This is a genomic window from Pseudonocardia oceanicola (assembly GCF_047200735.1).
In the GTDB taxonomy this organism is placed as follows: Bacteria; Actinomycetota; Actinomycetes; order Mycobacteriales; family Pseudonocardiaceae; genus Pseudonocardia.
The window spans coordinates 315,692-329,791 of the sequence record NZ_JBJZON010000002.1; the positions used below are offsets into that span (position 1 = coordinate 315,692).

A 14,100-nucleotide genomic window follows, 5' to 3' on the forward strand; every position below is an offset into this window, starting at 1 on the left:
GGTCGCGGACATCTTCTGGAACGCTTGCACTGAAATCGTGCGTTCCCCGGCACGGACAGGAACACCATGAAAGACCTGCGCACCTACGGCGCCTACGCGGTCGTCACCGGAGCGTCCTCCGGCATCGGCGAACAGTTCGCGCGGCAGCTGGCCGCCGCGGGCGTGAACCCCGTCCTCGTCGCGCGCCGGAAGGACCGCCTCGAAGCGCTGGCCGCGGAGCTCTCGGGCGCCTACGGCGTCGACAGCAAGGTGGTCGCGCTCGACCTCCTCGGCGACGGCGCCGTCGACGAGCTGTCGCGACAGGTCAGTGGCCTCGACGTCGGGGTCGTCGTCGCGAACGCCGGCATCTTCCACGCCGGCCCCTTCGTGGCAAACGAGCTGTCCGACGAGCTGGACGTCCTCGCCCTGGACGGGTCGCTGCCGCTGCAGCTGGCGCACCGGTTCGGGCGCGAGTTCGTCGGCCGCCGTCGCGGCGCCCTGATCCTGGTGTCGTCGAGCCTCGCGGCCAGCCCGGTGCCCTTCCAGGCCAACTACGCTGCGGTGAAGGCGTATGTGCTCTCGCTTGGGCAGGCGCTGAACCACGAGTGGTACAAGCACGGCGTGGACGTCCTTGTCGTCTCCCCGGGCCCGACGCGGACCGAGGGTCTGGACAACGCGGCCGGCATCGACTTCGGCAGGCTGGGCGGGCGCAAGATGGACCCCGCCGTGGTCGCGCGCACCGCATTGCGCAAGCTCGGCCGGAAGGCGCACGTCATACCCGGCCTGATGAACAACCTCGCCGACCTGGCGGGGAAGTACCTGCTTCCCCGGTCGGCGTCGGTCCGGCTGTACGGGCGGATCATCGAGCAGGCCCTCACCGGACCGGGGACCGCGGCATGAGCCGGGCCGTCCTCCGCGAAGAGTTCGGCGGGCCAGAAGTGCTTCAGGTGCGCGAAGTTCCCGAACCCCACGCCGGTCCCGGCGAGATCCGCGTCGCCGTCCGCGCGGCCGGCCTGAACCCGATGGACTGGCAGATGGCCGGTTCGGCCCGTCACGCGGCCAGGTTCGGCATCACCGGACCATCCGGGTTCGGCTGCGACCTCGCCGGCGTCGTGGACGAGGTCGGGCAGCGCGTCAGCGAGTTCGCCCGGGGCGACCGCGTGTACGGCGGGGTGCTCGCCGGCGCCGTCGCCGACCACATCGTGCTGCGCGTGCCGCTGACACCACCGAACCTGCTGCTGAGCACCCCCGACGGCATCGACGACGCCACCGCCGCCGCGCTGCCCACCCCCGGGCTCACCGCGGCTGCTGCCCTTGATGCGATCCGGGTCGGGCCGTCGGACACCCTCCTCGTCGGCGGCGCCGCCGGCGGTGTGGGCGTCCTGGCCGTGCAGCTCGCCCGGCTGGCCGGCGCGACCGTGATCGGAACCGCGTCCCCGGGAACGTTCGATTTCCTGGAGCGGCTCGGCGCGCTACCGGCCGCCTACGGCACCGGCCTCGCGGACCGGGTTCGCGTACTCGCCCCAGACGGCATCACCGCCGCCACCGACCTGCACGGCACGGAAACCGCCGAGACAGCCCTCGCACTCGGCGTGCCACCTGGGCGAATCTCGACCATCGCCGCGGACCGTCACGTCCCCGGAGTGCACGCGACCGGCGCCTTCGCCGCCGAACCGGCCGCGCTCGAGCGCATCACCGACGCGGTCGCCGCCGGAGCCGTCACCGTGCCCATCGCGGCGTCGTTCCCGCTCGACCGGATCCAGGAGGCCGTCGCCCTCCAGGTCGACGGCCACGTGCACGGGAAGATCGTCGTCACCCCGTGACCGGGCGTCACCGTCAACCGGGCCGGCCGTTCCCGGACCTCCGAGCGATGGTGGAGGGGGTCCTCCACCGCGACCGGTGCGGGATCTCGTGGCGGGATGTGCCGGCGGTGCCGCTGATCGTGCCGCCTGATCAGGTCTCGGCTTGGTCACTGCCCCGATCTCGGATTGCGGGGGGCCCGAACCCGACATAGGTTGCCTCTACCGATCGCTACTGGTGATCGGGGTCACACGACTGTGCGATGCCGCGCCGCCGCGTTCCGTCACGGCGCTCCGGCGTCGGAACGGGAGGCCGGGATGGGGCAGCCGCCGGGAGCGCGGGGCGGGGGAGCCGACGGACGCCGGCGACGGCGCCGAGGACGCGGCCGCTGGGCGGCCGCCGGTGGTGCCGTGCTCTGCGCGGCGGTGCTCGCCGGGTGCGGGGCCGAGACCGCCGGACCGCCGACCCTCAACTTCTACACCCCCGCGGACGGCGCGACCCAGTACGGCCAGGCCGCCGAGGACTGTACGGCGGCCGCCGGCGGGCGCTACACGATCGCCCAGCAGACGCTGCCGAAGAGCGCGGACGACCAGCGGCTGCAGCTGGCCCGCCGGCTCGTGGCCGGGGACACCTCCGTCGACATCGTCGGCATCGACGTCACCTGGACCGCGGAGTTCGCCGAGGCCGGCTGGCTGGAGAAGTACCCGCCGGCCGTGCGCAGCCAGGTCGAGCAGGGCACGCTGCCCGCCGCCCTGGAGACCGGCACCTACCAGGGGGATCTCTGGGCGGCGCCGCTCAACACCAACACCCAGATCCTCTGGTACCGCAAAGACCTCGCGCCCACCCCGCCGGCGACGTGGGACGAGATGATCCAGATGTCCGAGGACCTGCACCAGCAGGGCCTGCCCTCCTACATCGAGGTCCAGGGCGCCCAGTACGAGGGCATCACCGTCTGGTTCAACACGCTCGTCAACAGCGCCGGCAGCCAGATCATCGACGAGAACGGCACCGTCCTGATCGCCCAGGAGCCCGGCCGCAGCGACGCCGAGGAAGCTGCCTCGATCATGAAGCGGGTCGCCACCTCGCCGGCGGCCGATCCCTCGCTGTCGGTGGCGAAGGAGAACGACGGCCGGCTCGCGATGGAGGCCGGCACCGCGGCGTTCCAGGTCAACTACCCGTTCGTCTACGCCTCCATCAACACCCCACCGCCGGACGGTGGCGGCGGCGGCACCTTCATCGACGAGCAGGGCGGGCCGACCGGCGCGGACACCGGCCGGCAGGTGATCGACGAGTTCGCCTGGGCGCCCTATCCGTCGGTGAACCCGGGCGAACCGGCCAAGGTCACCATCGGCGGGCTGAACCTCGGCGTGAGCAGCACGTCGCTGCACAAGGACCTGGCCTTCGAGGCCGTGCAGTGCCTGCGCAACCGGGAGAACCAGCTGCGCAACGCCGTCGACGGTGGTGTGCCGCCCACCCTGGAGGCGCTCTACTCGGACCCGGCGTTCCAGCAGGAGTACCCGGCCTGGCAGGCGATCAAGGAGTCGCTGGACAACGCGAGCGTGCGGCCGGAGACCCCGGCCTACCAGAGCATCTCGATCGTGATCTCGGACCTGCTCAACCCGCCGGCGGACATCGACCCCGCCGCGGTGCCGGGCGAGCTCGCCGACCAGATCGTCCGCGCGCAGAATTCGGAAGGGCTGGTGCCGTGATGGCCGCACCCACCGTGTCGTCGGAGACCACGTCCGCCCCGGTCTCCCACCGCAAGGGCAAGCCCGAGCTGTCCGAGGGCAAGAAGGCCGAGCGCCGCCTCGGGCTCCTGCTCTGCGCCCCCGCCGCGATCATCATGGTCGCCGTGACCGCCTACCCGATCGCCTACGCGGTCTGGCTGTCCTTCCAGCGCTACGACCTGCGGTTCCCGGCGGACCGCTCGTTCGCCGGGCTCGCCAACTACGCCGCCGTGCTCACGTCGGAATACTGGTGGCGGGCCTTCCTGGTCACGATGATCATCACGGTGGTCTCCGTGGCCATCGAGTTCGTACTCGGCCTGGCGCTGGCGCTGGTCATGCACCGCACCATCGTCGGCCGGGGGCTCACGCGCACCGTCGTGCTGATCCCGTACGGCATCGTCACGGTCGTGGCCGCGTTCAGCTGGCAGTTCGCCTGGACGCCGGACAAGGGCTACCTCGCGGCGATGCTGCCCGAGGGCGCCGCGCCGTTGACCGGACAGGCCTCGGCGATCGCGCTGATCATCCTGGCGGAGGTCTGGAAGACCACGCCGTTCATGGCGCTGCTGCTCATGGCCGGCCTCGCCCTGGTACCGGACGACCTGCTCAAGGCCGCCCAGGTCGACGGCGCCGGCCCGTGGCAGCGGCTGACCCGGATCATCCTGCCGATGATGAAGCCGGCCATCCTGGTCGCGCTGCTGTTCCGCACGCTCGACGCCTTCCGCGTGTTCGACAACATCTACATCCTCACGCAGGGGTCCAACGGGACCGGCTCGGTCTCGATGCTCGGCTACGACAACCTGTTCAAGGCCTTCAACCTGGGCATCGGCTCGGCGATCAGTGTGCTGATCTTCATCGCCGTCGCGCTGATCGCGTTCCTGTTCATCAAGATATTCGGCGCGGCGGCGCCCGGCTCCGACGAGGGGAAGCGCTGATGGCCACCGCAGTGGAGCCCCGGCCGGCCGCACCGGCGAAGGGCACGTCCAAGGGCGCGGGCATGTCCGAGGGGCAGAAGAAGACCTGGTGGGCCGTGGCCGACCTGGTCGTGCTGCTCTACGCGCTGGTGCCCGTGCTCTGGATCCTGTCGCTCAGCTTCAAGACCACCGACACGATCACGGACGGGAACTTCTTCCCGCGCAGCTGGACGCTGGACAACTACGCCGAGATCTTCCAGATCGGACTGTTCACCGCCGCCCTGCGGAACTCCATCGGCATCGCGCTGATCTCCACGGTGTTCGCCGTCGTCATCGGCACCATGGCGGCCTACGCGATCGCGCGGCTGGACTTCCCGGGCAAGAAGGTCCTCGTCGGCGTCTCGCTGCTGATCGCCATGTTCCCGCAGATCTCGCTGGTCAGCCCGCTGTTCGACATCGAGCGCTCGATCGGCATCTTCGACACGTGGATCGGCCTGATCCTGCCGTACATCACCTTCGCGCTGCCGCTGGCGATCTACACGCTCTCCGCCTTCTTCCGGGAGATCCCGTGGGAGCTGGAGAAGGCGGCGAAGATGGACGGCGCCACGCCGCTGCAGGCCTTCCGCTCGGTCATCGTCCCGCTCGCGGCGCCCGGCGTGTTCACGACGGCCATCCTGGTGTTCATCTTCTGCTGGAACGACTTCCTGTTCGCGATCTCGCTGACCTCGACCAGCCGCTCGCAGACGGCGACGGTGGCGATCGCGAACTTCACCGGCGCCTCGCAGTTCGCCGAGCCGACCGGGTCGATCGCGGCCGCGGCCGTGCTGCTGACCATTCCGATCATCGTCTTCGTGCTGTTCTTCCAGCGCCGGATCGTCGCCGGGCTGACCTCCGGCGCAGTGAAGGGATAACCCGATGGCCGACATCGTCCTCGACCACGTCTACAAGCGGTACCCCGACGGCACCCTCGGCGCCGACGACGTCAACCTCGAGATCGCCGACGGGGAGTTCATCATCCTCGTCGGACCGTCGGGCTGCGGGAAGTCCACGACGCTCAACATGATCGCCGGGCTCGAGGACATCTCCGACGGTGAGCTGCGCATCGGCGGCCAGCGCATGAACGAGCGCGCGCCCAAGGACCGCGACATCGCGATGGTGTTCCAGTCCTATGCGCTCTACCCGCACATGACGGTGCGGGAGAACATGGCCTTCCCGCTGAAGCTGGCCAAGGTCGACAAGGCCGAGATCGACCGCAAGGTCACCGAGGCGGCGAAGATCCTCGACCTCACCCAGCACCTGGACCGCAAGCCCGCCAACATGTCCGGCGGCCAGCGGCAGCGGGTCGCGATGGGCCGGGCGATCGTCCGCAGCCCCAAGGCCTTCCTCATGGACGAGCCGCTGTCGAACCTCGACGCCAAGCTGCGCGTGCAGATGCGCACGATGGTCTCGAAGCTGCAGCAGCGCTTGGAGACGACCACGGTCTACGTCACGCACGACCAGACCGAGGCGATGACGCTCGGGGACCGGATCGTGGTGATGCGCAGCGGCGTGGTGCAGCAGATCGGCTCGCCGCAGCACCTCTACGACAACCCGGCCAACCTGTTCGTCGCCGGCTTCATCGGCTCGCCGGCGATGAACTTCCTGCCGGCGCGGCTGGAGAACGACTCGCTCCGCACGGCCCTCGGCGACCTGGCACTCGGCGACCGGCTGCGGCAGGCGCTGTCGGCGTCGCAGGCCGAGCGCGACGTCATCGTCGGCATCCGCCCGGAGCACTTCGAGGACGCCGCCCTGGTCGAGGAGGGCGTCCGCGGCCGGGGCTCGATCTTCACCGCCCAGGTCGACGTGCTGGAGTCGATGGGCTCGGACAAGTTCGTCTACTTCACCGTGGAGGAGCAGGCGACCTCGGCCGAGCTCGCCGAGCTGGCCGCCGACGCCGGCACCGCCGACGTGCCGGGCGGCGACGCGGGCTCGCTGGTCACCCGGCTGTCCGCCGCCTCCCGGGCCGCCGAGGGCCACCCGGTCGAGGTGTGGGTCGACACCTCCAAGCTGCAGGTCTTCGACCCCAAGAACGGCCGGAACCTGACGACGACCGAGGCCGCCCCCGCCGCCGTCTGACCCCGCGAGTCGGTGCGGGAGGGCCGGGTCGTGCACGCGGGCCCGGCCGCCGTGCCCGACGAGCACCGGGTGCCCGACCCGGTGCGGGAAGGGAGCTGACATGAGCGCCGACGGGCTCGACCTGCCGCTGGGCTCCGGGTCGTGACACCGCCGCTCGGCGTCGGCATGATCGGCTACGCCTTCATGGGCGCGGCGCACTCGCAGGCGTGGCGCACCGCGGCCCACGTCTTCGACCTGCCGCTCGCCCCGGAGATGGTCGTCCTGTGCGGTCGCGACCCCGCGGCGACGCAGGCGGCCGCGGCGAAGCTCGGGTGGCGGGCGGTCGAGACCGACTGGAGGCAGCTGCTGACCCGGGACGACGTCGCGCTCGTCGACGTCTGCACCCCCGGGGACACGCATGCGGAGATCGCGATCGCGGCGCTCGACGCGGGCAAGCACGTGCTGTGCGAGAAGCCGTTGGCCAACACCGTCGACGAGGCACGGGTCATGGTCGCGGCGGCGGAGCGGGCGCGGGACCGCGGGGTGCGGTCGATGGTCGGGTTCAACTACCGACGGGTGCCGGCGATCGCCCTGGCCCGCCGGCTGGTCGAGCAGGGGCGGATCGGACCGGTGCGGCACGTGCGCGGCGTCTACCTGCAGGACTGGATCGTCGACCCGGAGTTCCCGCTGGTCTGGCGGCTGCAACGGGACCAGGCGGGATCGGGGGCGCTCGGCGACATCGGGGCGCACATCGTCGACCTGGCGCAGTACGTCGTGGGCGAGCGGCTGACGGGGGTCTCCGCGCTCACCGAGACGTTCGTCAGGGAGCGGCCGCTCGCAGCGCAGCCCGGCGAGCTGTCGGGCGCGGGCACCGCGGAGCGCGGCGCGGTGACCGTCGACGACGCGGCCCTCTTCCTCGGCCGGTTCGCCGGCGGCGCGGTCGCGTCGTTCGAGGCCACCCGGTTCGCGACCGGCCGCAAGAACGCCCTGCGGCTGGAGGTCAACGGCGCCGCGGGCTCGCTCGCCTTCGACTTCGAGGCGATGAACGAGCTCTGGTTCCACGACGGCGGTGCGGAGCCGGACACCGCCGGGTTCCGGCGCGTCCACGTCACCGAGCCGACCCACCCGTACCTGGAGGCCTGGTGGCCGCCGGGCCACGGGTTGGGCTACGAGCACACCTTCGTGCACGAGGTGGCGGACCTCGTGCACGACATCGGGACCGGGGCGGACCCGGTGCCGTCGTTCGCCGACGGGCTGCAGGTGCAGCTGGTGCTCGACGCGGTCGAACGATCCGCGGCCGGGGGCAGCTGCTGGGAGACGATCGAGGGAGACACCTGAGGAGCGACGTCCCCGGGGACGACCGTTCCGCCGGCTGCCCGACGACCGGTCAGCCGGGGTCGGCCCGGAGCCGCTCGACCACCTCGTCGTCCCAGCGGTGGGTGCGCAGCAGCCGGTAGCGCTGGCAGGCGAGGTGGAGGTAGGCGTCCGTCTCGGTGCGCGGGCCGACCAGCTCGGCCTGCGTGAGCATGCGCACGACCGGCCGGTACTCCTCGGCCCACCAGCGCCGGGCCACGGTCTCGCGGTCGAGGTAGCGACCCTCGCTCTGCATCAGCCGGAAGCCCCACGCCTCCACGGTCTCGGACAGCTCCGCGTACCTCCAGGCGTCGCCGACCTCGATCGTGGCCAGCTGAGCGCGGCCGAGCGGGACCCGGTCGAGGAACACGCGCCGGAGGTCCTTCGTGATCAGGTCGCCGCGGTGGGCGATCCCGGTCGAGTCGATCCTCGTGGTGACCTCGGTGACGAGGGCGTCGACCGTCCGCAGGCCGAGGGCGAGCGCCACGGAGACCCGGTGGTGGCCGTCGCGGACGAAGTGCAGCCCGCCCACCCGGTACAGGTCGACCGGCGGGATCGTCTCGCCCCGGCGCCGGGCCCGGGCCAGCCTTTCCCAGCGCTCCCGGGAGTGGCGGCTGCGTGGCCGGAACCACCGGTCGAAGTCCGCGGTGCGGTCGACGCTGCCCACGACCGAGCCCAGGTCCACGATCTGGATGCCCGGCAGCCGCCGCTCGCCGGTGCGGCCCAGGGCGGCCACGACCTCGTCGAACGGCAGGATCTCCGAGACGTCGTCGGGCTCGTGGCGCAACCACGCCACCAGCCGGGAGAGCACCTGCCGGCGGCGCTGGCGCAGGAAGTCGTGCTCCGCGTCGGTCTGCGGGAATCCGGTCTCCATCTACAGGTCCAGCACCTTCCGCCCGACGACGTTGACGACCCGGGTGGTGCCGAGCATCCGGTCCGGTACGCGCTCACCGTAGGGGTGGATGTGACCGTGCACCAGGACGCGCGGCCGCAGTTGCGCGACCACGCCGTGCAGGCAGACGAAGCCGCGGTGCGGACCGTCCTCGCGGTCGCCGCAGTGGCGCGGCGGGGCGTGCGTCAGCAGGACGTCGACGCCCCGGCCGTCCTTGCGCTGGGCCCGTTTCGCCCGCCGGACGAGCCGCTTCGCCCGCCGGGTCTGCTCCGTCTCGGTCCACTGGTTCGGCCCGGGGCGGTAGCGCAGGCAGCCGCCGAGGCCGGCGATGCGCAGCCCACCCGCGTCGACGACCCGGCCGTCGGCGTTCTCGAAGCCCGCCGGTCCCGGCCACTCGCAGGGGTGCCCGGCGCTGGTCCACAGCCCGCGGCGCTGGCGGAAGCCGCCCAGGTCGCGGTCGTGGTTGCCGGGCACCATCACGCCGGGGCGGTCCACCTCGTCGGCGATCGCCGCGAGGTAGTCGAAGGGCAGGTCACCCGCGGCCAGGACGAGGTCGACGCCGCTGCGCCGGGCCGCGCCGCAGCGCAGTCCGGGGATCTCCTCGTCGGCCACGGCCAGGGTACGCACCATCGCCCGACCAGCCTATTCGTTCCGGGCGCGGCGCGCGTCCCCTTGGGTGCGACCTCGCGATGAGCCAGGATCGGGGCGTGAGCGGAACGGAGACCAGCGCACCCGAGACCGTCCCGCCGGCGGCCGACACCGTGTTGCCGGCGACCGACACCGCCCTGGACCAGCCCGCCCGGGCCTTCGACCGGATCGTCCGCACCAGCGACGCGTACCGCGGGCAGTTGCGGACCACGATCCACCGGATGGGCCTGAGCGGGCGCAAGCGCACGCTCCTGGTCCTGGGGTGCGGCAGCGGGGCGCCGGTCCAGGGGGTCGTCGACGAGGCGCCCGGCTGGAAGGTGGTGGCCGTCGACGAGTCCGCCGAGCTCGTCGGCACGGCCCGCCGGCTCGACTGGGCGCCGGACTACCGCTTCCTGCACGGCACCCTCGGCACACTCGACGACGCGCTGCACGCCGAGGGCATCGAACCCCCGTTCGACGCGGCCCTCGTCGTGTTCCAGATGCGCCACCAGCGCAACCTCGACGACACCCTGGACTACCTGCTGGAGCTGCTGAAGCCGGGCGCGCCGCTCGCGGTGCACGAGTACTCGGTCCGCGGGGACCGGGCCGCGCGGCTGCGGTGGACCGCCGCGTGCTGGCTGAACTACCTGCCGCGGATCCGGATGCGCGGGCGGGTGCCGGGGATGGCCTCGTTCCTGTGGCAGTCGGTGCTGCGCTTCGACTCCGCGAGGACGTTCAAGGAGCGGCTCGAGGTCGCCGGGTTCACGGACGTCCGGGTCCAGACGGTCGGCGGCTGGCAGGAGCACATCCTCCACACCTTCCTCGGACGCAAAGCGGAGGACGAGGTCGACGAGCCGATCGACGACCTGGACGCCGGGGACGGCGGCCCCGACTCCTGGGCCGACGAGGGCACCGACGCCCCGCTCGCCCCGCGGGCCCGACCCGCCCCGCCCGCCCCGCGGGCCCGACCGGCCCCGCCCGCGTCGTCGGTCCCGGCGCCGCCGAGCCAGGCGGACCGGCCGGAGTGGGGCCCGGTGCCACGCGCCGACCCCGCCGACGGCGCGGACGTCTTCGACCTCGACGAGGAGGAGGCGGGGTACGAGGTGCCGGACGGCGATGCGGGCGCCGCTCCGGCCGAGGACCCCGACGAACCCACCTCCTACGCGGACCTCGACGAGTTCGCCGACAACCACGACCTGGACGGCACGCGGTACCTCGACGATCCGGACGAGGCCGTGCTGTTCACCCACGCCGACCCGGACGCCGAGACCCCGCCGGCCGGAATGCCGGTGACCGGTACCGAGGTGCCGCCGGAGCGCGCAGCCGCGGAGCCGCCCGAGGAGCCGTCCCCCGAGGCGGGGGAGGAGTCGCGCGAGGGCGCGGCCACGGGGCAGGGCGCGGCCATGTCACCCGCCGAGGCGGACCCCGCGGCGTGGACCGAGGTGACCGAGGCCCCGACCGTCGCCGAGGACGCCGATGCGGGACGGACGGCCGGGGACGAGCCGGAACCCGAACCGGTGGAGCCCGCTGCGGCGCCGACGAAGGGCCGCCGCCGCAACCTCATCCGGATCCCGCGCCGCACCTCGGCCCCGGCCGAGGCCCCCGGGTCGCCGTGGTTGCGGCGGGCCGAGCGCGAGGCCGTGCGCAGCACGGACGAGGAGTAGCGCTACCGCGTCCGGACGGTGTAGCGCCGCTCCGCGTACGCGATGTCGTCCTTCCACAGCCGGGCGGCGGTGGCGCGGACCAGCGGCCGCAGCGCCGCCCCCACCTTGGCGACGTGTCCGAACCCGCTGCGGTCCGAGTAGGCCACGACCGCCTCGATCACCGCGGTCCGAGGTGCGCCGTCCGGGCCGGGACCGAGCGGCGTGGCGTGCGTCTCGACCACGCTCCCGGTGCCCTCGCCGTCGACGATCTCCATCGTGACCGTGCGCGGTTCGGGGCAGCTGAACGCGGCGTGCACCGGCACGCCGATCCGCCCGGCGACGCGGAAGCTGACCTCCACGAGGAAGCGGTCCTCGGCACCGGAGGCCCCCGGGGAGGGGGCGTCGAGCACCCGCAGCGACGCGAACGAGTACGGGTGGAACCAGGCGCCGTGCCACGGGTCGAGCCGGTTGGCGACCACGTCCTGCGGCTCGCACCGCCCGATCACCGTCGCGACGGCGGCGAACGACCCCTCGGCCGGCGGCCGCGGGCCCAGCACGGGCGCGTCGGTGGGGCTCTCACCGGGCGCCAGCAGCTCGTCGAGCCGGACCCAGGCCAGCACGCCGTCGTCGTGCGCGGGCAGCGGCGACCAGCCCGGCCGTCCGCCGGGGCCGAGGGCGAGCCCGTGCCACCGGCAGACCAGCTGCCCGTCGTGCACCGGGGCGTCGCACAGCGCCGCGCCGAGGTGCGGGCAGGCGCCGGGCCCGACGTGCAGCGCGCCGGCGTCGTCGCGCCAGGCCACGAGCTCGCGGCCGGCCACGGTCCGCCCGAACGCCTTGCCGGGTCGCACCTCCCGGCCGGCGGCGAGCACGACCCACCCGCCCGACGGCCGCGCGGCGGCCCGCTCGGTCGCAGCGCGGATCAGCGCGGGGCTGGCCCCCCGCCAGGACGGCTCCTGCTCCGCCCACGGGGGCGTGCGCAGCAGGCGGAGGGGGGTGACGGGGCGGCGCTTCGGCACGGGTCGAAGGCTAGCCAGGTCCGGCCGATCCGCGAGTCGAACCTCCACCTCGTGCGTGCGGTGGTCGCTGCGGCGCCCGTCGCCGGCCGCGACGGGCTACAGCCAGCCGTTCCTGCGGAAGTTGCGGTAGAGCAGCCCGCACGCCAGCACGATCACCACGATCACCAGCGGGTAACCGAACTGCCAGTGCAGCTCGGGCATGTAGTCGAAGTTCATCCCGTAGATGCCGGCGACCATGGTCGGCACGGTGATCAGCGCGGCGTAGGCGGTGATCTTGCGCATGTCGGAGTTCTGCCGCATCGACACCTTGGCCAGGACCGCGTCGACCAGGGTGGTGAGGAGCTCGTTGAACCCGGCGACGCGCTCGGCGACCCCGGACAGGTGGTCCTCGACGTCCCGGAAGTAGCTGCGCACCTCGTGCGGGATCAGCGAGCTGTACCCCTCGGTGATCTTGCGAAGCGGCTTGAGCAGGGGCGTGACGGCGCGGCGCAGCTCGAGGATCTCGCGCTTCATCACGTAGATCTGCTCCGGGTCCATCGTGGTCCGCGGGGCGAAGACCTCGGCCTCGAGCTCGTCGATGTCGTCCTCGATCGCCTCGGTGACCTCGAGGTAGGTGTCCACGACGTGGTCGGCGATGGCGTGCAGCACCGCGGCCGGGCCGAGCGCGAGCTGCTCGGGGTCCTCCTCCAGCCTGCGCCGCACCGCCGCGAGCCCGGTGTGCTTGCCGTGTCGGACCGTGACCACGAAGTCCCGGCCGACGAAGGCCTGCACCTCGCCGGTCTCCACGATCTCGTTGCTGGTGGTCGGCTCGGCGTGGCCGACGTAGCTCACGGTCTTGAGCACCATGAACAAGGTGTCGTCGTAGCGTTCGAGCTTCGGCCGGTTGTGCGCGTGCACCGCGTCCTCGACGGCGAGGTCGTGCAGCCCGTAGGTCTCTGCGACGCCGGTGATCTGGTCCTCGGTGGGCTCGTGCAGCCCGATCCAGACGAAGCCCTCGCCCCGCTCGCGGACCTCCTCGATGGCCGCGTCGTGCGTCCAGCGGCCGGGCAGCCGCCCGCCCTCGACGTAGACGCCGCAGTCGACCACGTAGGCCGAGACGGGCACGCGCAGCCGCGGCAGCACGCTGGTGTGGGCGTTGCGCCCCAGGCGGGCACGTGAGCCGGCCGCCTTGATGGCGGGGCGGAGGGAGGACAGGGGCGGCACGGAGTACCTCCTGCGGCGAGGGCGGGCGGGGACGCGGGGAAGGCACGTCTCGCCGGACGCCGCAGGGCGTGACTCAGCCCACGACGGGAGCGGCGGGGACGCGCTCGGTACTACTGCCTGGCGCCGGATCCATCGCGCGTCACCTCCCTCGTCGCTCGACGGCCCGTGCTGTCCCGCTCGGTGCGTGACCGTGGTCGCGCCACGCCTCTGCAGAAGCGGGCCACCGGCTAGATTACCCGGCCGTACGGAATGTCGGCGATGGAGGCGAGAACGTTGCAGTTCGGCCGGTACTACGAGGAGTTCGAGGTCGGGGCGGTGTACAAGCACTGGCCGGGGAAGACGGTCACCGAGTACGACGACCACCTCTTCTGCCTCCTGACGATGAACCACCACCCCCTCCACATGGACGCGAACTACGCGGAGGAGACGACGGACTTCAAGCGCAACGTCGTCGTCGGGAACTACATCTACTCGCTGCTGCTGGGCATGTCCGTGCCGGACGTGTCGGGCAAGGCGATCGCGAACCTCGAGGTCGAGTCGCTGAAGCACACCAAGCCGACCTTCCACGGCGACACGATCTACGGCGAGACCGAGGTCCTGGACAAGACCGAGTCGAAGTCGAAGGACGACCGTGGGGTGGTGTCCGTCGAGACTCGCGGCTACAAGCAGGACGGCACCGTCGTGTGCACCTTCCGGCGCAAGGTGATGGTTCCCAAGCGCAGCTACGGCGACGCCCGCGGCGGGGAGCAGCCCGGCCGCCCGACGCCGGCCTCCTGAGTCGGTCCGGGACGAACGGCACTCCCGCCCCGTCGGTGTGGGCGAGGGTGCCGTTCGTGCGTCCGGGCCCGCGGCGCG

The 14,100-nt window shown here is 72.5% G+C and carries 13 protein-coding genes; 9 read left to right on the forward strand and 4 right to left on the reverse strand.

What is annotated here, in order from left to right:
* Positions 1–66 precede the first annotated feature (66 nt).
* The 7 genes from ACL02T_RS05760 to ACL02T_RS05790 all read left to right on the forward strand — a co-directional run bounded on the left by ACL02T_RS05760 (position 67) and on the right by ACL02T_RS05790 (position 7,849).
* Complete coding sequence (locus ACL02T_RS05760; RefSeq protein ID WP_412829609.1) at positions 67–879, forward strand: SDR family NAD(P)-dependent oxidoreductase; 813 nt, start codon at positions 67–69, stop codon at positions 877–879.
* Complete coding sequence (locus ACL02T_RS05765) at positions 876–1,802, forward strand: NADP-dependent oxidoreductase (protein ID WP_412829610.1); 927 nt, start codon at positions 876–878, stop codon at positions 1,800–1,802. The genes ACL02T_RS05760 and ACL02T_RS05765 overlap by 4 nt, the downstream gene beginning before the upstream one ends.
* Before the next feature lie 387 nt (positions 1,803–2,189).
* Positions 2,190–3,488 carry an ABC transporter substrate-binding protein gene (locus ACL02T_RS05770; protein ID WP_412829611.1) on the forward strand — a complete coding sequence of 433 codons (1,299 nt, stop codon included), beginning with the start codon at positions 2,190–2,192 and terminating at the stop codon, positions 3,486–3,488.
* Positions 3,488–4,438: a carbohydrate ABC transporter permease gene (locus ACL02T_RS05775; protein ID WP_412829612.1), complete on the forward strand. Its 951-nt coding sequence runs from the start codon at positions 3,488–3,490 to the stop codon at positions 4,436–4,438. Before ACL02T_RS05770 ends, ACL02T_RS05775 begins: the two co-directional genes overlap by 1 nt.
* A gap of 62 nt (positions 4,439–4,500) precedes the next feature.
* The gene (locus ACL02T_RS05780; protein WP_412829766.1) at positions 4,501–5,328 is read left to right on the forward strand and encodes a carbohydrate ABC transporter permease; all 828 of its coding nucleotides are present in this window, start codon (positions 4,501–4,503) and stop codon (positions 5,326–5,328) included.
* A gap of 4 nt (positions 5,329–5,332) precedes the next feature.
* Positions 5,333–6,532 carry an ABC transporter ATP-binding protein gene (locus ACL02T_RS05785; RefSeq protein WP_412829613.1) on the forward strand — a complete coding sequence of 400 codons (1,200 nt, stop codon included), beginning with the start codon at positions 5,333–5,335 and terminating at the stop codon, positions 6,530–6,532.
* A 165-nt stretch (positions 6,533–6,697) separates the two neighbouring features.
* Positions 6,698–7,849 (forward strand): Gfo/Idh/MocA family protein, encoded by a 1,152-nt coding sequence (locus ACL02T_RS05790; protein WP_412829767.1) that lies wholly within the window; start codon positions 6,698–6,700, stop codon positions 7,847–7,849.
* A 49-nt stretch (positions 7,850–7,898) separates the two neighbouring features.
* On the opposite strand, the gene ACL02T_RS05795 is transcribed toward ACL02T_RS05790, so the two are convergent.
* Positions 7,899–8,738: a chromosome partitioning protein ParB gene (locus ACL02T_RS05795; protein WP_412829614.1), complete on the reverse strand. Its 840-nt coding sequence runs from the start codon at positions 8,736–8,738 to the stop codon at positions 7,899–7,901.
* Positions 8,739–9,386, reverse strand: a complete 648-nt coding sequence (locus ACL02T_RS05800; protein ID WP_412829615.1) for a metallophosphoesterase family protein — start codon at positions 9,384–9,386, stop codon at positions 8,739–8,741.
* A gap of 77 nt (positions 9,387–9,463) precedes the next feature.
* Between ACL02T_RS05800 and ACL02T_RS05805 the strand changes: the two genes are divergently transcribed.
* The gene (locus ACL02T_RS05805; protein WP_412829616.1) at positions 9,464–11,047 is read left to right on the forward strand and encodes a class I SAM-dependent methyltransferase; all 1,584 of its coding nucleotides are present in this window, start codon (positions 9,464–9,466) and stop codon (positions 11,045–11,047) included.
* Positions 11,048–11,049: 2 nt separating this feature from the next.
* On the opposite strand, the gene ACL02T_RS05810 is transcribed toward ACL02T_RS05805, so the two are convergent.
* Together ACL02T_RS05810 and corA are read right to left on the reverse strand one after the other, a co-directional pair.
* Positions 11,050–12,042 carry a DUF5914 domain-containing protein gene (locus ACL02T_RS05810; RefSeq protein ID WP_412829617.1) on the reverse strand — a complete coding sequence of 331 codons (993 nt, stop codon included), beginning with the start codon at positions 12,040–12,042 and terminating at the stop codon, positions 11,050–11,052.
* Between the two features lie 96 nt (positions 12,043–12,138).
* Positions 12,139–13,245 (reverse strand): magnesium/cobalt transporter CorA, encoded by a 1,107-nt coding sequence (gene corA / locus ACL02T_RS05815; protein ID WP_412829618.1) that lies wholly within the window; start codon positions 13,243–13,245, stop codon positions 12,139–12,141.
* A gap of 273 nt (positions 13,246–13,518) precedes the next feature.
* On the opposite strand from corA, the gene ACL02T_RS05820 reads away from it, so the two are divergent.
* On the forward strand, positions 13,519–14,022 hold the full coding sequence (locus tag ACL02T_RS05820) for a MaoC family dehydratase (protein ID WP_412829768.1): 504 nt from the start codon (positions 13,519–13,521) through the stop codon (positions 14,020–14,022).
* The last annotated feature ends 78 nt before the right edge of the window (positions 14,023–14,100 follow it).

Bases quoted from the DNA above. Each gene is read 5' to 3' on its own strand.
- ACL02T_RS05760 (WP_412829609.1), top strand. From the start codon at position 67: ATGAAAGACCTGCGCACCTACGGCGCCTACGCGGTCGTCACCGGAGCG.
- ACL02T_RS05765 (WP_412829610.1), top strand. From the start codon at position 876: ATGAGCCGGGCCGTCCTCCGCGAAGAGTTCGGCGGGCCAGAAGTGCTT.
- ACL02T_RS05775 (WP_412829612.1), top strand. From the start codon at position 3,488: ATGGCCGCACCCACCGTGTCGTCGGAGACCACGTCCGCCCCGGTCTCC.
- ACL02T_RS05780 (WP_412829766.1), top strand. From the start codon at position 4,501: ATGTCCGAGGGGCAGAAGAAGACCTGGTGGGCCGTGGCCGACCTGGTC.
- ACL02T_RS05785 (WP_412829613.1), top strand. From the start codon at position 5,333: ATGGCCGACATCGTCCTCGACCACGTCTACAAGCGGTACCCCGACGGC.
- ACL02T_RS05790 (WP_412829767.1), top strand. From the start codon at position 6,698: ATGATCGGCTACGCCTTCATGGGCGCGGCGCACTCGCAGGCGTGGCGC.
- ACL02T_RS05795 (WP_412829614.1), bottom strand. From the start codon at position 8,738: ATGGAGACCGGATTCCCGCAGACCGACGCGGAGCACGACTTCCTGCGC.
- ACL02T_RS05800 (WP_412829615.1), bottom strand. From the start codon at position 9,386: ATGGTGCGTACCCTGGCCGTGGCCGACGAGGAGATCCCCGGACTGCGC.